This window comes from Mesorhizobium ciceri biovar biserrulae WSM1271 (genome assembly GCF_000185905.1).
GTDB lineage: Bacteria > Pseudomonadota > Alphaproteobacteria > Rhizobiales > Rhizobiaceae > Mesorhizobium > Mesorhizobium ciceri.
Genome location: NC_014923.1, coordinates 989481 through 1008986, shown reverse-complemented (window position 1 = coordinate 1008986; position 19506 = coordinate 989481). Strand labels below are relative to the sequence as shown.

The 19506-nt window shown below is 63.9% G+C and carries 21 protein-coding genes and 1 pseudogene; 13 read left to right on the top strand and 9 right to left on the bottom strand.

Features of this window, described 5'->3' with window-relative positions:
* Nucleotides 1–26 precede the first annotated feature (26 nt).
* A complete protein-coding gene (locus MESCI_RS04760; RefSeq protein WP_013528814.1) occupies nucleotides 27–1376 on the bottom strand; it encodes a chloride channel protein in 1350 nt (449 codons plus the stop codon).
* Nucleotides 1377–1755: 379 nt separating this feature from the next.
* Here MESCI_RS04760 and rlmN point away from each other — a divergent pair, with 379 nt between their 5' ends.
* Genes rlmN through MESCI_RS04745 form a run of 3 tightly spaced genes read left to right on the top strand, consistent with a single transcriptional unit; the run spans nucleotide 1756 to nucleotide 3916 of the window.
* Nucleotides 1756–2991: a dual-specificity RNA methyltransferase RlmN gene (rlmN, locus tag MESCI_RS04755; RefSeq protein WP_013528813.1), complete on the top strand. Its 1236-nt coding sequence runs from the start codon at nucleotides 1756–1758 to the stop codon at nucleotides 2989–2991.
* Nucleotides 2988–3437, top strand: coding sequence for a hypothetical protein (locus tag MESCI_RS04750; RefSeq protein ID WP_013528812.1), 450 nt, complete (start codon nucleotides 2988–2990; stop codon nucleotides 3435–3437). The genes rlmN and MESCI_RS04750 overlap by 4 nt, the downstream gene beginning before the upstream one ends.
* Complete coding sequence (locus MESCI_RS04745) at nucleotides 3437–3916, top strand: hypothetical protein (protein ID WP_013528811.1); 480 nt, start codon at nucleotides 3437–3439, stop codon at nucleotides 3914–3916. Before MESCI_RS04750 ends, MESCI_RS04745 begins: the two co-directional genes overlap by 1 nt.
* A 6-nt stretch (nucleotides 3917–3922) precedes the next feature.
* Here MESCI_RS04745 and MESCI_RS04740 read toward each other — a convergent pair whose 3' ends face one another.
* Both MESCI_RS04740 and MESCI_RS04735 read right to left on the bottom strand, forming a co-directional pair.
* Nucleotides 3923–4564 (bottom strand): LysE family translocator, encoded by a 642-nt coding sequence (locus tag MESCI_RS04740; protein ID WP_013528810.1) that lies wholly within the window; start codon nucleotides 4562–4564, stop codon nucleotides 3923–3925.
* A gap of 125 nt (nucleotides 4565–4689) precedes the next feature.
* Nucleotides 4690–5631, bottom strand: a pseudogene (locus MESCI_RS04735) (putative bifunctional diguanylate cyclase/phosphodiesterase); the annotation flags it as partial.
* A gap of 215 nt (nucleotides 5632–5846) precedes the next feature.
* On the opposite strand from MESCI_RS04735, the gene MESCI_RS04730 reads away from it, so the two are divergent.
* Nucleotides 5847–7070 carry an argininosuccinate synthase gene (locus tag MESCI_RS04730; protein ID WP_013528809.1) on the top strand — a complete coding sequence of 408 codons (1224 nt, stop codon included), beginning with the start codon at nucleotides 5847–5849 and terminating at the stop codon, nucleotides 7068–7070.
* 5 nt (nucleotides 7071–7075) lie between these two features.
* Nucleotides 7076–7597, top strand: a complete 522-nt coding sequence (locus tag MESCI_RS04725) for a hypothetical protein (protein WP_013528808.1) — start codon at nucleotides 7076–7078, stop codon at nucleotides 7595–7597.
* Nucleotides 7598–7670: 73 nt separating this feature from the next.
* On the opposite strand, the gene MESCI_RS04720 is transcribed toward MESCI_RS04725, so the two are convergent.
* Nucleotides 7671–8468, bottom strand: coding sequence for a lytic murein transglycosylase (locus MESCI_RS04720; RefSeq protein ID WP_013528807.1), 798 nt, complete (start codon nucleotides 8466–8468; stop codon nucleotides 7671–7673).
* Nucleotides 8469–8609: 141 nt separating this feature from the next.
* Here MESCI_RS04720 and MESCI_RS04715 point away from each other — a divergent pair, with 141 nt between their 5' ends.
* The 7 genes from MESCI_RS04715 to rpsP all read left to right on the top strand — a co-directional run bounded on the left by MESCI_RS04715 (nucleotide 8610) and on the right by rpsP (nucleotide 15504).
* Nucleotides 8610–9857: a flavin monoamine oxidase family protein gene (locus tag MESCI_RS04715; protein ID WP_013528806.1), complete on the top strand. Its 1248-nt coding sequence runs from the start codon at nucleotides 8610–8612 to the stop codon at nucleotides 9855–9857.
* A gap of 91 nt (nucleotides 9858–9948) precedes the next feature.
* The gene (locus MESCI_RS04710) at nucleotides 9949–11046 is read left to right on the top strand and encodes a zinc-binding metallopeptidase family protein (RefSeq protein WP_013528805.1); all 1098 of its coding nucleotides are present in this window, start codon (nucleotides 9949–9951) and stop codon (nucleotides 11044–11046) included.
* Nucleotides 11047–11109: 63 nt separating this feature from the next.
* Nucleotides 11110–11709 carry a DUF1236 domain-containing protein gene (locus MESCI_RS04705; RefSeq protein ID WP_013528804.1) on the top strand — a complete coding sequence of 200 codons (600 nt, stop codon included), beginning with the start codon at nucleotides 11110–11112 and terminating at the stop codon, nucleotides 11707–11709.
* 170 nt (nucleotides 11710–11879) lie between these two features.
* Nucleotides 11880–12830 (top strand): CPBP family intramembrane glutamic endopeptidase, encoded by a 951-nt coding sequence (locus tag MESCI_RS04700; RefSeq protein ID WP_013528803.1) that lies wholly within the window; start codon nucleotides 11880–11882, stop codon nucleotides 12828–12830.
* A gap of 290 nt (nucleotides 12831–13120) precedes the next feature.
* Nucleotides 13121–14731, top strand: coding sequence for a signal recognition particle protein (gene ffh, locus MESCI_RS04695; protein WP_013528802.1), 1611 nt, complete (start codon nucleotides 13121–13123; stop codon nucleotides 14729–14731).
* A gap of 7 nt (nucleotides 14732–14738) precedes the next feature.
* On the top strand, nucleotides 14739–15065 hold the full coding sequence (locus tag MESCI_RS04690; RefSeq protein WP_013528801.1) for a chorismate mutase: 327 nt from the start codon (nucleotides 14739–14741) through the stop codon (nucleotides 15063–15065).
* A gap of 37 nt (nucleotides 15066–15102) precedes the next feature.
* The gene (gene rpsP / locus MESCI_RS04685) at nucleotides 15103–15504 is read left to right on the top strand and encodes a 30S ribosomal protein S16 (protein ID WP_013528800.1); all 402 of its coding nucleotides are present in this window, start codon (nucleotides 15103–15105) and stop codon (nucleotides 15502–15504) included.
* An 84-nt stretch (nucleotides 15505–15588) separates the two neighbouring features.
* On the opposite strand, the gene MESCI_RS04680 is transcribed toward rpsP, so the two are convergent.
* The 3 genes from MESCI_RS04680 to MESCI_RS04670 form a co-directional block, all read right to left on the bottom strand.
* The gene (locus MESCI_RS04680) at nucleotides 15589–15852 is read right to left on the bottom strand and encodes a YMGG-like glycine zipper-containing protein (protein WP_013528799.1); all 264 of its coding nucleotides are present in this window, start codon (nucleotides 15850–15852) and stop codon (nucleotides 15589–15591) included.
* A 134-nt stretch (nucleotides 15853–15986) separates the two neighbouring features.
* Nucleotides 15987–16397 carry a DoxX family protein gene (locus MESCI_RS04675; RefSeq protein WP_013528798.1) on the bottom strand — a complete coding sequence of 137 codons (411 nt, stop codon included), beginning with the start codon at nucleotides 16395–16397 and terminating at the stop codon, nucleotides 15987–15989.
* A gap of 121 nt (nucleotides 16398–16518) precedes the next feature.
* Complete coding sequence (locus MESCI_RS04670; protein WP_013528797.1) at nucleotides 16519–17424, bottom strand: bestrophin family protein; 906 nt, start codon at nucleotides 17422–17424, stop codon at nucleotides 16519–16521.
* Between the two features lie 188 nt (nucleotides 17425–17612).
* Here MESCI_RS04670 and MESCI_RS04665 point away from each other — a divergent pair, with 188 nt between their 5' ends.
* A complete protein-coding gene (locus tag MESCI_RS04665; protein WP_013528796.1) occupies nucleotides 17613–18020 on the top strand; it encodes an ACT domain-containing protein in 408 nt (135 codons plus the stop codon).
* A 156-nt stretch (nucleotides 18021–18176) separates the two neighbouring features.
* Here MESCI_RS04665 and MESCI_RS04660 read toward each other — a convergent pair whose 3' ends face one another.
* Together MESCI_RS04660 and MESCI_RS32215 are read right to left on the bottom strand one after the other, a co-directional pair.
* Complete coding sequence (locus MESCI_RS04660) at nucleotides 18177–19211, bottom strand: aspartate-semialdehyde dehydrogenase (RefSeq protein ID WP_013528795.1); 1035 nt, start codon at nucleotides 19209–19211, stop codon at nucleotides 18177–18179.
* Nucleotides 19212–19318: 107 nt separating this feature from the next.
* The gene (locus tag MESCI_RS32215; protein ID WP_164753489.1) at nucleotides 19319–19468 is read right to left on the bottom strand and encodes a hypothetical protein; all 150 of its coding nucleotides are present in this window, start codon (nucleotides 19466–19468) and stop codon (nucleotides 19319–19321) included.
* Between the last annotated feature and the right edge of the window lie 38 nt (nucleotides 19469–19506).

Here is a 19506-nt window from a genome sequence, read left to right as displayed (position 1 = left end):
GGCCGCGAAGCCCGGCCTTTTTTCTTTCATACTTGCCCCGGCCCGGCCTCCGCCCGGCGGCGCCGGATCGCCTCGGCGATGAAGACACGCGATAGCGCGTGATAGAGCGGCTCGTGCGAGATCATGCGCGCCGTGCCGTAGCCCAGCATCGAGGCCAGCATCAGCGCGATGACATTGTCGTGATTGCCGGTCATCTCCAGGATGATGACGAAGGCCGTCATCGGCGCTTGCACCACACCGGCGAAATAGCCGGCCATGCCGAGCAGTGCCGCCACCCCAGTGCTCGCGCCAAAGAGGAGGCCGAGCGAACTGCCGATGCCGGCGCCGACAGCCAGCGAGGGCGCGAAGATACCGCCCGGAATGCCCGAGATCATCGACAGCAATCCCGCCAGGAACTTTTCGGCGAAGAAGAACCACGGCAGCGGCGTGCCTTCGACGGCGCCCCGCGCCTGCACGTAACCGGTGCCGAAGGTCAGCCCGCCTGAGGCGATGCCGATCACCGCCACCGCAAGCCCGCAGATTGCGGCCACGACCAGGGCGCGCCGCAAAGGCTGCCCAGTGTTCCAGCGCCGGATCCGCCGCGTCGCCTTCAACGCCAGCAGCGAGAACAGCGCGCCGAACCCGCCGCCGATGACGCCGCAGGCAATCACCAGCGGCCACTCGGCGGCAAACGAGATGGTGTCCCTGGCGACGCCAAAATAGGTGTAGTTGCCGAGCAGCCCGAGCGAAGCGAGACCGGCCAGGATCACCGCCGTCAGCACCAGCCCGTTGGTTCGCGCCTCATAGGTGCGGCCCATCTCCTCGATGGCGAAGACGATGCCGGCCAGCGGCGTGTTGAAGGCGGCGGCAATCCCGGCGGCCGACCCGGCCAGGATCAGACCCCGGGCCTGCACCATGCCGCCCCAGCGTGCCGCCTGCAGCATCAGCGACGCGCCGACTTGCACCGTCGGACCCTCGCGGCCGATCGAGGCGCCGCAGAACAGGCCGACGATGGTGAGCATGATTTTGCCGGCCACCAGTTTGAGGGACAGGATGTGGCTGCGGTCCTCGTCGTCACGCAGATGGCGGGCGGCGATCGCCTGCGGAATGCCGCTGCCTTGCGAACCGGGAAAGAAGGTGTGGGCAAGCCAGGCGCACAGCACGAAACCCAACGGCGTAATGGCAAGCGGCAGATAGAAACGCCAGCCGCCTGCATCTCCTGTCATCAGTTGAAACAGTTCCTGCGCCCTGTCGGCCAGCACCGCGAACAGCACGCTGATCACACCGATGCCAAGCGCGCCGGCCCAGAACACCAGGCGCGGCTGCCAGACCCGCCGTGAGCCCCACATCGCGCGCGAACGCCGCAGCATGGGATATTTTCGCGATGTGCCGGCCATGTCTGTCCTCGAGCGGGGAATGTTTCGGCCTAACACAGCTGGGCAGTCTATTAAACTAGCGCCGGAAAAACCTGTCGTTGGCGCTCGCCTGAGTGCCAGGCGGAAGCATCGCTTCGGTGAAAGGTCGGCCCCCACTCCGTCGAGCTACGCTCGACGGAGTGGGGGAAGCCATCAGCCAAACGCGCTGCCGCCGCAAGACAGGCATTATCGGGAGAGAAATGCCCGCCATGACGAGGGGCGGTGCCGACGTCGTTCCAAGGCGATCGTAGATCGTAAAGCTAGCTGAGCATGACTCTGCCCTCAACCTGTGCTATGCGCCGCGCTTCCTTTCCGGCACGATGCGTGAAATCGGCCGCAAACCGCTTATATCAGTGCAACCATGACCCTTTCATTCGATCTCACCACTGACAGCGCCCGCGACGCGTTGCGTGCCCGCGCGGCACAGCCCGAAAAGCAGTCGCTGATCGGCCTGACGCGGATCGAACTCGCCGAGACTCTGGTTGCATCAGGCGCTGTGCCCGAGCGCCAGGCGAAAATGCGCGCCCAGCAGCTGTGGCACTGGATGTATGTGCGCGGCGTCTCCGATTTCGCCGGCATGTTCAACATCTCCAAGGATCTGCGTGCTGAGCTCGACAAGCATTTCACCGTCGCCAGGCCCGAGATCGTCGAGGAGCAGATTTCCGCCGACGGCACGCGAAAGTGGCTGTTCCGCTTTCCGCCGCGCGGCGCCGGCCGGCCTGTCGAGATCGAAACCGTCTACATTCCCGAAGAGGGTCGCGGCACGCTGTGCATCTCCTCGCAGGTGGGCTGCACGCTGACCTGCTCGTTCTGCCACACCGGCACGCAGAAGCTGGTGCGCAATCTGACGGCCGAGGAGATCCTCGCCCAGCTGCTCACCGCCCGCGACCGGCTCGGCGATTTCCCTGACCGCGACACGCCCGACGGCGCCATCGTGCCGGCCGAAGGCCGCAAAGTGTCCAATATCGTCATGATGGGCATGGGCGAGCCGCTTTACAATTTCGAAGCGGTGAAGAAGGCGCTGCTGATCGCTTCCGACGGTGACGGCCTGTCCCTGTCGAAGCGGCGCATCACGCTGTCGACCTCCGGCGTCGTGCCGGAAATCTTCCGCACCGGCGAGGAAATCGGCGTCATGCTGGCAATCTCGCTGCATGCCACCAATGACGATCTGCGCGACTTGCTTGTGCCGATCAACAAGAAGTATCCGCTGAAGGAACTGATCGCCGCCTGCCGCGCCTATCCCGGCCTGTCGAACGCCAAGCGCATCACCTTCGAATATGTGATGCTGAAGGACGTCAACGATTCCATCGAGGACGCCAAGGGACTGATCAAGCTGCTCAAGGGCATTCCGGCCAAGATCAACCTGATCCCGTTCAACCCGTGGCCGGGCACCAATTACCAGTGCTCGGACTGGGAGACGATCGAGAAATTCGCCGACTACATCAACAATGCCGGCTATGCCTCGCCGATCCGCACGCCGCGCGGCCGCGACATCCTCGCCGCCTGCGGCCAGCTCAAATCCGACTCCGAGCGCATGCGCAAGGTGGACCGGCTGGCTCTGGAAGCGATGATGATAGCGGGGCACGGCGAGGCGTGAACCGCCCCTTCGCCTGGCTAAGACGCCTCGCCATCATGGCGGTCGGCTATGTCGCCGCCGTGCTGACCTCGATCCTGGTGCCGGTGCTGCTGATCGCTCTTCTGGAAGGCATCGAAGACGGCAACTGGTCGATCATTTTCGCCTTCGACTGGCTTGGTTCGTTCCCGCTCGCCGTGTTGACCGTAATGATCGGCGCGCTGTTGATCGTCGGTCCGGCGCTTTTTGTCGCCGAACGGTTTTCACTTCGGGGATGGTTCTACTTCGCCGCCACCGGTGCGATCACGTCCATCGCCTTTGGCGTATCCATGCCGCGCTCGGCCAGCAGCTTTGTCTTCAATCCGGGCTTTCTGGGTTTTCTCGCCACCGCCGGCATCGCCGCCGGTTGGATCTACTGGCTTCTGGCTGGACGCAGGTCCGGCACGGGCCGGAATCTGGGCCGGGATTGATGGCGCGTCTCGTCGGCTACCTCATCCGTTTCACCGTCATCCTGTTCGGCTATGCCGTCGCCTCGCTGGCGGCGAGCGCCTTCCTCAACATCCTGTTCCTGGCATCGCTCGGCTACACGCCGGAGCATGCGCATCCGACGGCGACGGCTTCCCTGTATTTTTCAATTCCCTTCGCCGCCCTGTTCGTCGCCTATTTCGCCCTGATGCCGGCCTCTGTCGTCATCCTGCTTGCCGAAATCCTGGGCCGGCGCGACTGGCTGTTCTATGCGCTGGCGGGCGCGGTGGTTGCCGGTGTTTTCCTCGGGCTTGCCGACCACAGCGGTGACACCGCCTTCGCCGTCAGGGACACCAGCGCCATCATGGCCGTGATCGGCAGCGGCATGGTCGGTGGTATCTTTTACTGGCTCAGCGCCGGGCGCTGGGCCGCAAGCTGGTGGCAAGGCGAACCAGGATCAAAAGAGGATGGCTGGACAGGATGACGGCGCCTACTTCGCCTGCGCCGTCAGGATCTTGAGGGCGAAGGCGGAGAACACGCCGGCGAAGAGATAGTCGACCACCCGCGTAACGCGCGGGCTTGCCTTCATCGCCGCCGAAAACTTTTCCGCCGCCAGCACCATCGGCACCGTCACCGGGACCGACAGCACGATGAACATCGTGCCCAGGAAAAACAGCTTTCCCGGTGCGTTCGGATCATGTGCGGAGACGAACTGCGGCAGGAAGGTCATGAAGAACAGGATGATCTTCGGGTTGAGCAGATTGACGCCGAGGCCCGCCGCCCAGCTGCGCAACAGCGAAATCTCGGGTCCCGTCTTCTTCTCCGGCGAAAAGGCCGAGCCCCTGGTGATTGCCTGCCAGGCCAGGAAGACGAGATAGCCGGCGCCGAAGATCTTCAGCACGAAGAATGCCATCGGCGAGGCGACGATCAGCGCCGAGACGCCGACCACCACCAGCGTGGTGTGGATCAGCGTGCCGCAAAGCGCGCCGGCCATCGAGGCAAAGCCGGTGGCACGGCCCTGGCTCAGCGTGCGCGAGACGAACAGGGTCATGTCCGGCCCCGGCGTGATCGCCAGGATGACCGTGGCGATGGCGAACTGGATCAGCGTGGTGGTGTCTGGAATGAACGACATGAGCGGCCCCGGGGAATTGGGAGGCCTATACAGGATGCGCCATGTCGACGCCAGACACAGCAGCGATCCGATCTCGATCCAGCAGGCGTCTGCACGGCATTCGCTGGGCGCCGGCCGCGGCAGTCCTATGCCTGCCTGCTCAGCCGTATCCTCGCTGGCTCCTCCGCGAAGAGTCGATCGTTGCGGACATCGGTGTCCCCGGTGATCTGGTCGATCGGCTTGGGCCGGCCGAGAAAATAGCCTTGCGCCTCATTGCAGCCTTCGACCTGCAGGATGGTGAGCTGGACATGTGTCTCGACGCCTTCGGCGAGCACCGGAATGTCGAGGCTGCGGCCCAGCGTCAGCACCGCCCGGATGATGGCCTTGGCCTGCGGGCTTCGCTCGACATCGGCCATGAATGAGCGGTCGAGCTTGATCTTGTCGAAGGGAAACGAGCGCAGCGTATCGAGCGATGAATAGCCGGTGCCGAAATCGTCGATCGCGATCGTCACCCCAAGCGCCTTGACCTGGCGCAGGACATGCAGCGTGCGCACCTTGTCGGCGACGATCGTCGATTCGGTCAACTCCAGCTCCAGCCGTTTCGGCGACAGCCCGGTCTCGATCAGGATCTGATGGACGAGCTTGGCGAGATCGGCATGGGCGAACTGCACCGGCGACAAATTGACCGCGATCTTGTGGCCATTGCCCCACGAGGCCGCCTGCCGGCACGCGGTCCGCAGCACCCATTCGCCGATCGCCATGATCGAGCCGTTCTCTTCGGCAATCGGGATGAATTCGGCGGGCGGGATCATGCCATGCACGGGATGGGTCCAGCGCAGCAGCGCCTCGTAGCCGCAGGTGGCGCCGGTCGGGACCGAGGTCTGCACCTGATAGTGAAGCGAAAGCTCGCCGCGGTCGATCGCCTGGCGAAGGTCGGTGGCCAAGGCGCGGCGCGCCCGCGCCGTCTCGTCCATGGCGGATTCGTAGAAGCAGACGGCTCGCGTCACGTCGTTCTTCGCCCGGTACATGGCAAGGTCGGCGTTGCTGACCAACCTTTCCCGATCGGCTCCGTCGCGCGGATAGACCGCGCTCCGTGCTGAACTGCATCTTCTTAGTGCTGCGATGCGGGGCGCCATGGCACGGTCCCGCCAAAACGCCACGGCCCAGGCATCGCGCTCCCGCCATGCGCTGGACCAGAAGCCATGCATGCACGCGTGCTTGCTCGCTCTGCCGTTCCTGCTAAAAGGCGCTGCGACAAATCCGTGACGCCCAGGCTGGGGCGTCCGCCACCGACGGGGTAAAAATGTCCAAAACCAAAGACATCAAGAAAGTCGTGCTCTCCTATTCCGGCGGTCTCGACACATCCATCATCCTGAAATGGCTGCAGACCGAGTTCGGCGCCGAGGTCATCACCTTCACCGCCGATCTCGGTCAGGGTGAAGAGCTGGAACCGGCGCGCCGCAAGGCCGAGATGATGGGCATCAAGGACATCCGTATCGTCGATGTGCGCGAGGAATTCGTCGCCGACTTCGTCTTCCCGATGTTCCGCGCCAACACCGTCTATGAAGGCACCTATCTGCTCGGCACCTCGATCGCCCGGCCGCTGATCTCCAAGCATCTGGTCGATATAGCCCGGGAAACCGGCGCCGATGCGATCGCGCATGGCGCCACCGGCAAGGGCAACGATCAGGTTCGCTTCGAGCTCTCGGCTTACGCACTGAACCCCGACATCAAGGTCATCGCGCCGTGGCGCGACTGGACGTTCAAGTCGCGTACCGACCTGATGAATTTCGCCGAGCAGCACCAGATCCCGGTGCCGAAGGACAAGAAGGGCGATGCACCGTTCTCGGTCGACGCCAACCTCTTGCATTCGTCCTCCGAGGGCAAGGTGCTGGAAGACCCGTGGGTGGAGCCGCCGGAATTCGTTCATCAGCGCACCGTTTCGCCGATGGACGCGCCGGACAAGGTCACCGAGATCGAGATCGAGTTCCTGAAGGGCGATCCGATCGCGCTGAACGGCAAGAAATTGTCGCCGGCAACCATGCTGGCGACACTCAACGATCTTGGCCGCGACAATGGCATCGGCCGGCTCGACCTGGTCGAGAACCGCTTCGTCGGCATGAAGTCGCGCGGCGTCTACGAAACGCCAGGCGGCACCATCCTGATCGCCGCCCACCGGGCCATCGAATCGATCACGCTCGACCGAGGTGCGGCCCACCTCAAGGACGAGTTCATGCCGCGTTACGCCGAGCTGATCTATAACGGCTTCTGGTTCGCGCCCGAACGGCTGATGCTGCAGGCGATGATCGACAAGAGCCAGGAAGACGTCGAGGGCACGGTGCGGCTCAAGCTCTACAAGGGCAACGTCATGGTCACCGGCCGCAAGTCGAAGAAGACGCTTTACTCCGATGCGCTGGTCACTTTCGAGGACGACCGTGGCGCCTATGACCAGAAGGACGCCGCCGGCTTCATCCGCCTCAATGCACTGCGGCTGAGAACGCTGGCAGCGCGCAACCGCGCCAAGTAGGGCGGATGCGCGGTTTCGGTCGCTGCCTGGCGCCGCTGGTTGTTCTGGCGACGCCGGCCGCCGGCCAGGAGTTCGACCCCGCCTCTCTTGACCTTCCCGCGCTGATCGAGTGCAGGGCGGACGTTCCGACCTACAACGACTTTGCCCTGTGGCTGTCCAGCGCACCGGGTGCCGTTGAAACGCTTGGCTGGAAGGAGGTTGCCTCCGGCAATCCGTTTCTCAGCCAATACGAACTGCCGGCCAAAATCCGCGTGTTCAACCGCGAGACAGGATCGATCGTGTTTACCGCTGCGGGGCCGATGGCCGTGCTCGACGGCGTTGCCGCGCCGGAGCTTGCAAAAGAACTCGACGTCATGGCCGTGTTTTCCACGCCGCAAAAATTCCTTGGCGAAAAGGCCGTTTTCCAAAGCACCGAAGAGTCGGAAGGATTGACCTTCTCCACGGACGTCAAGCTCAACGTCTCGACCGTCGAGTCCCATCCCGGCAAGACCCTGGCCGGCTGCTCCTACACGCTCGAAATCAAATAAAAACCCGGCATTCACGCCGGGTTTTCGATCAAGTCAAAAAATGGCCGGGGCCTTCTGCCCGGTGCATGGTCCGTCAATCGCCGTCGATCGCCGTGGCAATGCGGGCGATGGCCTGCTGATAGACGCTCGCGGAATTCCAGCCGGCAATCGCGCCCATATTCGCACTCGCGCTCGCACCTGCCCGCCAGCCATGACCCTTGAGGAAGTTGGCGGTGGAAGCCAGCGCCGTGCCCTTGTCGCGCAGGTTTCCGCCGCCGACGCCATATTTCAGGACGTTTCCTGGCAGGAACTGCGTGTGTCCGATCTCGCCATGCGCGGCCCCGACCGACGAGGCAGTCAGCGCCCCGCGATCGACCAGCTTCAGGGCGGCGATCGCATGCGGGTAGAAGAACCCCGGGCGGCGGCAATCATAGGCAAGCGTCAAAATCGCAGAGACGGTGTTCTGGTTGCCCATGGCCGAACCGAAGCCGGTTTCCATACCCCAGATGGCCAGCAACACGCCCGGCGACACGCCGTAATTCGCTTCGATCTTGGAGAACAGCGCCGCATTCGACTTCTTCAGCGACCGGCCCTTGGAGATAATCGCCGCGCCGCCGCGCCGCCGCATGAAATCGTCCACCGAGCCGCTGAAGGCCTTGTGAATGCCGCGGTCGACTGAGATGGTCTTTGTCGCGTAGTTTGCCCCGGCCAGAGCGGCCAGCCCCTTGGCGCCTACACCTTCCGACCTGGCCTGCGCGGCAAAGTCCTGCTTCCAGGCCTCGAAGCCGGCGCCGGTCTTGCCGCAGCTGGCCGCTGCCTGTGCGCCCGTCGCCAGCGCAAGCACCGCCACCACGGCCGCTGCAAACATCTTTCCCTTGGCAAGAATTGCCATGTTGATCTCCTGGTTGCCTGAATCACGTCCCAATTGCGAACTTGCCAGCGAAACGCGCACTTGTCACTGTCACCGCTGCAATGCTGGCGAATGCCGTGGAATTTGCCTAGGATCAAGTGATTATTGTGGCAAGGGGGCTGCATGCAAGACGTTGATGTCGTCATCATCGGCGCCGGCTCGGCGGGTCTTGCCGCTGCCAAAACCCTGCAGGCGGCGGGGCTTTCCTTCACGCTGCTCGAAGCGATGGACAGAATCGGCGGGCGAGCCTGGACCAGCGACCAGCATTTCGGCGTGCCTTTCGACATCGGCTGCGCCTGGCTGCATGCCGCCGACCGCAATCCCTATTTTCCCGAAGCGCAAGTGGCAGGCTGGACGTTGCATCATCACGACATGAATGTCGATCATCTCTACTACCGCGAGCGCAAGGCGAGCGAAGCGGAAGAAGCCGACATGAAGGCCGCCGACGCAAAGCTGTTCGAACTGCTGGCCAGGCATGAAGTGAAGGACGGAGATGACGATCGTCTTTCGGCGCTGTTGGCAAAAGGCCATGCGCCGCGCGCCGCCGCCACCTTCGCCGGGCCGATGGATTTCGGCGCCGACGAGGACGAAATCTCGATCCTGGACTTCCAGGCCGCCGCCGATCTCGACCCGAACTACTTCAGCAAGGAGGGCCTTGGCGCGCTGGTGGCGCGTTTCGGCGCCGGCGTGCCGGTCGAACTGTCGACGCCGGTGCGTAAGATCCTGTGGGACGTGCCCGGCGTCGCCTGCGTCACCGATCGCGGCACCGTCCGCGCCAAAGCGGTGATCGTGACCGCTTCGCCGGCGGTGCTCGCCTTCGAGGAGATCGCGTTCTCGCCGGCCCTGCCCGACACCCATTTTGGCGCCTTCTTCGACCTGCCGATGGGCATGCTGACCAAATTGCCGGTCGAAATATCGGGCACAAGGCTCGGGCTGCAGCCTTTCGACGACCTGCTGATCGAACGGATGGCCAGGCACGACATCTATTTCCTGTGCTTCCCGTTCGACCTTGACCTGATGGTCGGGTTCGTCGGCGGCGATTTCGCCTGGGAAATGTCGGCGGCCGGCGAGGCGGCCGGCATCGACTTCGTCGTCGACCGGCTGTGCGGCATCTTCGGTGGCGATACGCGCAAGCATGTCGGACGCGCCATGATGACCAATTGGGGCGGCGAGCGCTTCGTGCGCGGCGCCTACGCCGCCGCCCGCCCTGGCCGTTCCCTGGCGCGCGCCGCGCTCATGCAGCCGGTGGCCGACAAGATCTTCTTCGCCGGCGAGCACTTGGCCGGCCCGCTGATGCAGACCTGCGGCGGCGCACGGCTGTCGGGCGAAGCGGTGGCAAGACAGGTTGTCGCCCAGCTTGCGGCCAAATAGCTTCAGGAAAATGTGGAACGCCGCGCGGCTGTTCGCGTTGGGCACGGGCCGCCGTGAACATCTATGTCACCTCCGGTGAATTGAGACCGACATGAAACTCTTCGACTGCCCCCATTGCGGCCATCGCATCTATTTCGAGAACGCCCAGTGCCTGAACTGCGGGAACCCCGTGCTCTACGATCCCGAGCACGCTTGTTTCGCGCTGGCGAGCGCCGACGGCATCTTCCAGTGCACCAACGCCGATGAATGCGCCTGCAACTGGATGGCCGAGCCCGGACACGCCTTTTGCCGCGCCTGTGCGCTCAACCAGTTGATCCCGGATCTCTCCGTCGACGGCAACCGCCGCCGCTGGATCCGTGTCGAAGCGGCGAAGAAGCGCGCCATCTATTCGCTGCTGGCCTTCGGGCTGCCGGTGGCGCCCAAGCAGAACCCCGCCGACGAGATCGGGCTGGCCTTCGACTTCCTCGCCGATCCGATCGGCGGCGGCCCCGGCGGCGAGCGGATCCTGACCGGCCACGACAATGGCCTGATCACGCTCAACGTCGCCGAGGCGGATTCGGCCGAGCGCGAGAAGCGGCGCGTCGAGATGGGCGAGAACTACCGCACCTTGCTCGGTCATTTCCGTCATGAGCTTGGGCACTATTACTGGGACCGCCTGATCCGCGACGATCCGCACCGGCTCGAAGCTTTCCGCGCACTGTTCGGCGATGACCGCGCCGATTACGAACAGGCGCTGAAGGCCTATTATGCCAATGGTGCGCCGCCCGACTGGCAGCAAGGCCACATCTCGGCCTATGCGACCTCGCATCCATGGGAGGACTGGGCCGAGACCTGGGCTCACCACCTGCACATCACCGACACGCTGGAAATGGTGCACGCACTGAACTTTCCGCTCGGCCGGCTGGAGACGGTGGAGGCCAACGACTTGCCGCGCGGCGACACAGGCGGCGAATTGCAGGCCGCACCCTCGGAGCCGCCGACCGCGCCCGAGTCTTTCGAAAAGATCCTTGCCCGCTGGCTGGTGCTGTCGGAAGCCTCCAATTCGATCAACCGCTGCATGGGCCTGCCGGACCTCTATCCCTTTGTCATTTCGGACGTCACGGCGCGGAAATTGGACTTCGTTCACGAACTTCTGACCGATTTGCCTGGAGAACAGGGAACAAATCGTGAGTTGGCACAGGCGCTTTAGCGGGAACGCATGAGCTGCTGCCCCGTTTTCGCTGGCGAGGGACCATGAAAACGGAGAGAAACCATGAAATCCCTGTTGTTTCCGGCGGTCGCCGGAATGCTGACCGTGATGTCGGGCGCCGCGTTTGCCGACACCGCCGTCTCAGCCATCACCGACCTTAACGTTCGCGCCGGACCCGGCCCGCAATACCCTGTCATCGGCGTGCTCGCCGCCGGTCAGTCGGCAACGCTCAATGGCTGCATCGAAAACAGCAAATGGTGCACCATAGCCGAGGCCGGCGGCCAGGGCTGGGTCTATTCCGACTATGTGACGGCCGATATAGGCGGCAGCCGGGTGGTGCTGACGCAACGGCGCGCCAGCGTTGCTGTCGTCTCGCCGCCGGAGGACATCGGCAACTACTCGACCGATTATACCGGCGCGATCATCGCCAGCGATCCGGTCGTGGATGACTTCCCGCCGCCCCCGGTTGAAGTCCGCACCTATGTCGACACGCATCGCCTCGATCCCATCTATCTGGAAGGCGAAGTGGTCACCGGCGCGACCCTGCCCGACACCGTCGAGCTGCGCGAGATTCCGGACTATAATTACCGCTATGTCTATGTGAACGGCCAGCGGGCGCTGATCGATCCGCAGACCCGGCGCATCATGTACGTCGTGCGCTGACGACAATTGGCATAAGCGGCCGCTGCCACAGCAGCGGCCGCCGGCAGGCGGCACCGCAGCGTCGCCTCTTGTGCGCCGACGCTGCTCTGAGCATTGTCCTTTGCGGAAAACTTCCGATTTTTCCGGCGGTCGGTTAGTCAATAGGCGATGACTTTGGCAAAGGAGCCCGCGTGACCATCGATCCGGCCGCCTTCGAGCGCTACAGGCATTCGCCGAACGCCAGGACGACCTTGCCGCGCCTGTTGCTCGGAACGGGGATCGTCGTCCTTTTTTGGGCAGCAACCACCGTGGCCGTGCTGGTCGGCGGCACCTATGCCTTCTTCGCCCGGCAGGCGGCCCCATCATCCGGCATGCAGGGTTTCCTCGCCTCGCCCATCGGCATCCTCACCGCGCTCGTCTCGTTCGCCGGCATCTGGATCGGCCTGTGGGTCGCGATGCGCTGGGTGCATGGCGAGAAGCTGTCGGCGCTGCTCGGCAACAGCCGGCGTGTTTCATGGTCCGGCTTCCTCAAGGGGCTGATCGCGGTGCTGATCACCTCGTTGATCTCCGAAATCCTGCTCTATCTCTTGCAGCCGCAGATCGCGCGCGGCCCGATCAGCCTGTCGTCCTGGCTGCTGTTTGCGATCCCGATCGCCGCGCTCACTCTGTTGCAGACCTCGTCGGAAGAGTTGCTGTTTCGCGGCTACCTGCTGCGCGGGCTGGCCAGCCGGTTCAAGAGCCCGTTCATCTGGGCGCTGCTGCCGGCCCTGCTGTTCACCTCGCTGCATTGGAGTGCGAGTTCGTCGCCAGCCATCAACGCCTGTGTGCTGGCGTCGATCGCCGCTTTCGCGTTGCTGCTGACGCTTGTCGTTTACGCAACAGGCAATCTCGGCGCCGCGCTGGGTGCTCATCTCGGCAACAACCTGACCGGCTTCCTGCTGATCTCGCATCAGGAAAGCTACAATTCCTTCGCCCTGTTCAACGCCAGGCCGCTCGAGGGACCGGGCTGGGCAACGTCGGATGCGGTTCTCATCGCCTTCATCGGCATCGCCTGCAGCCTGCTGACCATCGGGCTGCTTTTGCATCCGCGCTCGCCGCTCAAGGTCGCCGCCGAGCTTCCGGACCGCGCGAGCACGGCCTGAATGCGGGTCCGGGAACGACGCTACCCGGCCCTTGTCTTGACTCTTGCGCAGATTTCCTGTCTACACGCCTCGACTTCCGCGACGAGTATCCCTCCGAGCAAGCCGACCAGGACGCCGAAACCTCTTTGAGGTGAAGTGCTGTAAATCGATCCTGGAGGCCAACACCCGGCAGCGCTGAGCGCCCCCGGGTGCTTTTTGGTTTTGGCTTTTGCTTGGACTTTTGGTTGGACACTGGGCGCGAACGCATTACCTCTCGGGCACCATCCGGGTGCCAGGGAAAAGGAAAACGAATGTTTGAATCGCTACAGGAACGTCTTGGTTCGATCCTGAACGGCCTGACCGGCCGCGGCGCGCTGTCGGAGGCTGATGTCTCGGCGGCGCTGCGCGAGGTGCGCCGTGCGCTGCTCGAAGCCGACGTGGCGCTGGAAGTGGTGCGCTCCTTCACCGACAAGGTGCGCGAGAAAGCCGTCGGCGCTGCCGTGGTCAAGTCGATCAAGCCCGGCCAGATGGTCGTCAAGATCGTTCATGACGAACTGGTCGACATGCTCGGCGCCGAAGGCGTCGCCATCGATCTCAATGCCCCGGCGCCGGTCGTCATCATGATGGTCGGCCTGCAGGGTTCCGGCAAGACGACCACTTCGGCCAAGATCGCCAAGCGTCTTTCCGAGCGTCAGAACAAGAAGGTCCTGATGGCCTCGCTCGACACGCGGCGCCCCGCCGCGCAGGAGCAGCTTCGCCAGCTCGGCGAACAGGTCAAGGTCGCCACGCTGCCGATCATCGACGGCCAGTCGCCGGTCGACATCGCGCGCCGCGCCGTGCAGGCGGCCAAGCTCGGCGGCCACGACGTCGTCATCCTCGACACCGCCGGCCGCACCCATATTGACGAGCCGCTGATGGTCGAGATGGCCGACATCAAGAAGGTATCGAGCCCGCACGAAATCCTGCTGGTCGCCGATTCGCTGACCGGCCAGGACGCCGTCAACCTGGCCAAGAGCTTCGACGAGCGCGTCGGCATCACCGGTCTCGTGCTGACCCGCATGGACGGCGACGGCCGTGGCGGTGCTGCCCTTTCGATGCGCGCCGTCACCGGCAAGCCGATCAAGCTGATCGGCACCGGCGAAAAGATGGACGGGCTGGAGGAATTCCACCCCAAGCGCATCGCTGACCGCATCCTCGGCATGGGCGACATTGTCTCGCTCGTCGAAAAGGCCGCCGAGAACATCGACGTCGAACAGGCGGCGGCGATGGCCAAGAAGATGCAGTCGGGCAAGTTCGACCTGAACGATCTCGCCGGCCAGCTTCAGCAGATGTCGAAGATGGGCGGCATGGGCGGCATCATGGGCATGATGCCCGGCATGGGCAAGATGAAGGACCAGATGGCCGCCGCCGGTCTCGACGACAAGATGTTCGGCCGCCAGCTCGCCATCATCTCGTCGATGACCAAGGCAGAGCGCGCCAATCCCGATTTGCTCAAGCATTCGCGCAAGAAGCGCATCGCTGCCGGTTCCGGCACCGACGCGGCCGAAATCAACAAGCTGCTCAAGATGCATCGCGGCATGGCCGACATGATGAAGGCGATGGGCGGCAAGGGCAAAGGCGGCGGCCTGATGCGCGGCATGATGGGCGGCCTCGCCTCCAAGATGGGCCTCGGCGGCATGATGCCCGGCGGTATGGGTGGCATGATGGGCGGCGGCATGCCGGACCTGTCGAAGATGGATCCCAAGCAGCTCGAAGCCTTGCAGAAGCAGGCGCAGGCAGCCGGCCTAGGCGGCGGCATGAAAGGCCTTCCCGGCGGCGGTGGCCTGCCCAGCGGGATGCCAGGTTTGCCCGGCGGCATGAAACTTCCCGGGCTTCCCGGCCTCGGCGGTGGCGGGCTGCCCGGCCTTGGCAAGAAGAAGTGAGGACGCCATGAACGAAGAAAAGGACATGGCCGACGCCCGCGCCCTCCTGGCAGATTACCGGGCGTCGATCGACAACATCGACGCAGCCCTCATCCACATGCTTGCCGAGCGCTTCCGCTGCACCAAGGCGGTTGGCGTGCTGAAGGCGACTCATGGCTTGCCGCCGGCCGACCCGGCACGCGAGCAGCAGCAGATCGCCCGGCTTCGCCAGCTGGCGAAGGATGCCCATCTCGACCCGGATTTCGCGGAAAAGTTCCTCAACTTCGTCGTCCGCGAAGTGATCCGCCACCACGAACAGATCGCCGCTTCTAACGGCGTGACGAAAACCAACTGAAACCCAATCAACGAACTTAGTTTTTAGGAGAAAAGAAATGCCCTTGAAGATCCGACTGGCCCGTGCGGGCTCGAAGAAACGTCCTTACTACCACGTCGTCATTGCCGACGCCCGTTCGCCGCGTGACGGCCGGTTCATCGAGTCCATCGGCTCGTGGAACCCGCTGCTGCCCAAGGACGGCGAACGCGTCAAGGTCGACGCCGACCGCGTCAAGCATTGGCTGGCGCATGGCGCCCAGCCGACCGACCGCGTGCTGCGCTTCCTCGACGAGGCCGGCCTCGTCAAGCGCGACGCCCGTTCCAACCCGAAGAAGGCCGAGCCGGGCAAGAAGGCGCAGGAACGCGCTGCTCTTCTGAAGAAGGCGCAGGAAGATGCCGCTGCTGCCGTTGCCGCCGCCGCGGCTGCACCGGCCGAGGCGGAAGCCGCAACCGCCGAATAAGTATTTGCTCTATCGCATCCAGGAAAACGGCGGGCCATGTGCCCGCCGTTTTTTCATTCGACCCTGTCTGTAAAAGCCGCCCGGTCAATAGCCGCGCGGGCAGCGGTCAATATAGACGCGGCCACGGCTATCGCGGTAGCGGCATTCGCCACGCTCGCTCGCCCGGCCGATCAGCGCGCCGGCAACAGCGCCGACAGCACCACCGACGACGGCGCCTTCAACCGGATCGCCGGCGACGGCCGCACCGACGGCAGCGCCACCGAGGCCGCCTACGGCCGCGCCTTTTTCCGTTTGCGAACAAGCGGCGAGCGGCACCAGCAGCGCCATCAAAAGCATCGTTTTCTTCATCGTCGTTCCTCTCCGATAGGAGCCGCCTCCGCCGCCGGGCGAATCTCTAACTCGCAACTCGACGATTCGATCCCTGAGATATTGCCCGGCAAAGGGTTCAGGCTTCGAGCCGAAAGCGGTGCTTCGATCTGGATCTAACGGCTGAACGGGATCAGCGCGCGGAGCCTGGGATCGCGCAGATACAGGCCACCCCACAGGATAATGCCGAGATAGACGCCGAACAGAATGTGCGAGAACAGCGGGTTGTCGACGCGGACATTGGTGGCGATGGCGCCGCCCATATAGGCAGTAAGCAGGATGGCGCCGAGCACCGAGGTGCGCGGCAGCGCATAGAGAGCGGTCGAGATCAGGCCGATGACGCCAAGCATGCGCGCGACATTCGGATCGGCCGGCCAGCCAAGCGGTACCATCGTCTGGACGACGATATCGAGCGGCGGCAGCTTGATGGCGCCGTCGAAGATCATGAACAGCACGATGACGCCGCTGAGCGCGCGGCCGGTCCACAAAGCGCCCGGCGAGACGGGCGCGGTTTCGGAAATGCTCATGATGGTCCCTCCTGATGGTTCTATCCCCTTCTTGCTGGGGTCGAACCAAGGACGTGGCATGGAGCGGCGATCCGACAGCGGGGCGGATTCTTTTAATCCCGCTAAGCCCGCGCGCCTTTGCCTACGAAAAATAGAACTTTTCCGCCGGGATCATCTTCGGCGGCGTTTCGCCAAGCGCCTCGAACACCGAGATTTCGCAGACACGGCAGAGGCTGTCGAGAGCGAGGTCGTTGGCTTCGGTGCCGAACGGATCCTCGAGCTCTTCCGACAGCGCGTCGAGGCCGAAGAAAGTGTAGGCGATCAGCGCGGTGAACAGCGGCGTCGCCCAACCGGTGGTCGAGATCAGGCCGACCGGCAGCAGCAGGCAGACGATATAGGCCGTGCGATGCACCAGCAGCGTATAGGCGAACGGCAAGGGCGTACCGGCGATCCGCTCGCAGCCGGCCTGGATGGCCGCGACCGACGCGAGCCTCTCATCGAGGATACGAAAGCCGATCGTGTCGACGTCGCCCGCCAGGCGCTGCGCATTGGCACGCCGGCCCATCCGCCTGACCATCTCATCCGCCGGATTGGAAAAGGCTGCTGCCTTGTCCGCCTCCGCGTCGATGAAGGCACGGGCATCCTTCATGCTGTCGATCTTGCGCAGCTGCCCGCGCAGGAAATGACAGAAGGCGAGCGCTTCCATCAGCAAGGCGCGCTGTTCAGTCTGGTCCGGGATGAGGCTGGTGGTGGCGCGTGCCAGGTTGCGCATTTCGAAGACCAGCGCGCCCCACAGCTTGCGCGCCTCCCACCAACGGTCGTAGGCGGCGTTGTTGCGGAACGAGAGATAGATCGACAATGTCACGCCGACCAGGCCGAAAGGCGTGATGTTGAAGACGCTGAAATCAAGCTGGAACCGGCGCGCCGCGGCCAGGACGATCGCGGAATAAAGCGCGAAGCCCAATATTTGCGGCAGAATGCGTGGCACGACCGAACCGCGCATGATGAAGAACAGCTGCAGGAATGTGGGGCGCGGGCGAACGATCATCGAAGGCCTTTCACGGACCGGCACTGGCCCTCAGCTTCTCTATTGTGCGATGCGACAGCTCTGCAAGCCCAGCCGCCAGCGACATCGCCATGTCGTCCTTGCAGCGCCTGGACTATCGGCACGCGCCGGTCGCGGATATTGAAGAGCACGTGGGCTGCGGCCCGTTTTTTGCAGGCGAGGGAAGACAGATGGCCGGCGAAACCGATCTCAAGACACTGCTGGCGTCGATGACACCGGAGCTGCTCGCCGGCGCCTATGTCTTCGTCACGCTGGCACCCGGCGTCCCTCAGCCGGAAGGCGTTGAGCCGGTGATGGTGTTTCGCGAGCGCGAGGGTGTGACGCTGATCGTGACCGAGGAGGAGGCCAACGCCGCGGCACTGACCGCTTCGTTCCGCTGCCGGATGCTGACGCTGAACATCCATTCGTCGCTGGAAGCCGTCGGCTTCCTCGCCGCCATCACCACGCGCCTAGCCGCCGCCGGCATGGGCGTGAACCCGGTTTCGGCCTTTTATCACGACCATCTGTTCGTTCCCGCCGATAGGGCGGAGGAGGCACTGAAGCTGCTGATCGGGCTGGCCGAGGACAACCGAGTGTAGCGCATCGGCGAAGCTGCCGATCTCCCCCTCGTGGGGGAGATTGGCCTTCATCAATGCTCCGCAAACCTTCAGCATCCCGGCCGAGGGCGGAGCCCGCGACCGCGGGCCAGCCGCGCTAGCGGCGGTGCGGCCCGTGAGCGAAAACTAGATCAGCCGTCAGGCCGCCTTCTTCTTCGGCTGGATCAGGCCGCGCTCGACCAAAAGCTCGGCGATCTGCACCGCGTTGAGTGCGGCGCCCTTGCGCAGATTGTCGGAGACGATCCACATCGACAGGCCGTTGTCGATGGTCGAATCCTCGCGGATGCGCGAGATGAAGGTGGCGTCCTCGCCGGCCGATTCCAGCGGCGTGATGTAGCCTCCGTCCTCTCGCTTGTCCAACACCTGGCAGCCTGGGGCTTCACGCAGGATATCCCGCGCGTCGTCGGCGGTGATCGGCTTTTCGAACTCGATGTTGACCGCTTCCGAGTGGCCGATGAACACCGGCACGCGCACGCAGGTCGCCGTCAGCTTGATCTTGGGGTCGAGCATCTTCTTGGTCTCGGCGACCATCTTCCACTCTTCCTTGGTGGAGCCGTCGTCGAGGAAGACGTCGATGTGCGGGATGACATTGAAGGCGATGCGCTTGGTGAACTTCTTGACCTCGACGCCATCGGCGACGAAGACCGCGCGGGTCTGGGTAAAGAGTTCGTCCATGCCTTCCTTGCCGGCGCCCGACACCGATTGATAGGTGGCGACGACGACGCGCTTGATGGTGGCGAAATCGTGCAGCGGCTTCAATGCCACCACCAGCTGCGCCGTCGAGCAGTTCGGATTGGCGATGATGTTCTTGCGCGTGAACAGCGAGATCGCGTCCGGGTTCACTTCCGGCACGATCAGCGGCACGTCCTGGTCGTAGCGGAAGGCCGACGAATTATCGATGACGACGCAGCCCTGCTTGCCGATCTTCGGCGACCATTCCTTGGAGACGCTGCCGCCGGCCGACATGATGCAGATGTCGGTGTCGGAAAAATCATACTGGTCGAGCGTCTTCACCTTCAGCGTGCGGTCGCCGAACGACACTTCCGTGCCCTGGCTGCGCCGCGACGCCAGCGCCACGACTTCGCTTACCGGAAAGCCGCGCTCTTCCAATATGTTGAGCATTTCCCGGCCCACATTGCCCGTGGCGCCGACGATCGCTACCTTGAAACTCATCGAAAAATCTCCTGTCCCTCTCCGCTTGGTTTTTGGAGAAACCCGCTGGCCGCTGCGGGTTCCGTCCCCCGGGCCGAACCCGGGAGAGGGTGGTTAGGCCAAGGGAATCACACCGTTTTGGTGGTGGTTTTGCCAGTTTTCTTGGCCAAGAATGCGGTTTTGCTGAAACGAGGAGACGCGCCGACGCGCCCGGCCCAATGATGTGCATTGAGGCTGGGGGCATCGAATGCAGGAAGAGCCGTCAAAAGGCCGCGCATCGAAACTGTCCCGTTCGGTGCCGGCTTTTACGCGGTTT

Bases quoted from the DNA above. Each gene is read 5' to 3' on its own strand.
- MESCI_RS04660 (WP_013528795.1), bottom strand. From the start codon at position 19,211: ATGAGTTTCAAGGTAGCGATCGTCGGCGCCACGGGCAATGTGGGCCGG.
- MESCI_RS04680 (WP_013528799.1), bottom strand. From the start codon at position 15,852: ATGAAGAAAACGATGCTTTTGATGGCGCTGCTGGTGCCGCTCGCCGCT.
- MESCI_RS04705 (WP_013528804.1), top strand. From the start codon at position 11,110: ATGAAATCCCTGTTGTTTCCGGCGGTCGCCGGAATGCTGACCGTGATG.
- MESCI_RS04670 (WP_013528797.1), bottom strand. From the start codon at position 17,424: ATGATCGTTCGCCCGCGCCCCACATTCCTGCAGCTGTTCTTCATCATG.
- MESCI_RS04760 (WP_013528814.1), bottom strand. From the start codon at position 1,376: ATGGCCGGCACATCGCGAAAATATCCCATGCTGCGGCGTTCGCGCGCG.
- MESCI_RS04720 (WP_013528807.1), bottom strand. From the start codon at position 8,468: ATGGCAATTCTTGCCAAGGGAAAGATGTTTGCAGCGGCCGTGGTGGCG.
- rlmN (WP_013528813.1), top strand. From the start codon at position 1,756: ATGACCCTTTCATTCGATCTCACCACTGACAGCGCCCGCGACGCGTTG.
- MESCI_RS04715 (WP_013528806.1), top strand. From the start codon at position 8,610: ATGCAAGACGTTGATGTCGTCATCATCGGCGCCGGCTCGGCGGGTCTT.
- rpsP (WP_013528800.1), top strand. From the start codon at position 15,103: ATGCCCTTGAAGATCCGACTGGCCCGTGCGGGCTCGAAGAAACGTCCT.
- MESCI_RS04665 (WP_013528796.1), top strand. From the start codon at position 17,613: ATGGCCGGCGAAACCGATCTCAAGACACTGCTGGCGTCGATGACACCG.
- MESCI_RS04730 (WP_013528809.1), top strand. From the start codon at position 5,847: ATGTCCAAAACCAAAGACATCAAGAAAGTCGTGCTCTCCTATTCCGGC.
- MESCI_RS04745 (WP_013528811.1), top strand. From the start codon at position 3,437: ATGGCGCGTCTCGTCGGCTACCTCATCCGTTTCACCGTCATCCTGTTC.
- MESCI_RS04740 (WP_013528810.1), bottom strand. From the start codon at position 4,564: ATGTCGTTCATTCCAGACACCACCACGCTGATCCAGTTCGCCATCGCC.
- MESCI_RS04725 (WP_013528808.1), top strand. From the start codon at position 7,076: ATGCGCGGTTTCGGTCGCTGCCTGGCGCCGCTGGTTGTTCTGGCGACG.
- MESCI_RS32215 (WP_164753489.1), bottom strand. From the start codon at position 19,468: ATGCGCGGCCTTTTGACGGCTCTTCCTGCATTCGATGCCCCCAGCCTC.
- ffh (WP_013528802.1), top strand. From the start codon at position 13,121: ATGTTTGAATCGCTACAGGAACGTCTTGGTTCGATCCTGAACGGCCTG.
- MESCI_RS04690 (WP_013528801.1), top strand. From the start codon at position 14,739: ATGAACGAAGAAAAGGACATGGCCGACGCCCGCGCCCTCCTGGCAGAT.
- MESCI_RS04675 (WP_013528798.1), bottom strand. From the start codon at position 16,397: ATGAGCATTTCCGAAACCGCGCCCGTCTCGCCGGGCGCTTTGTGGACC.
- MESCI_RS04710 (WP_013528805.1), top strand. From the start codon at position 9,949: ATGAAACTCTTCGACTGCCCCCATTGCGGCCATCGCATCTATTTCGAG.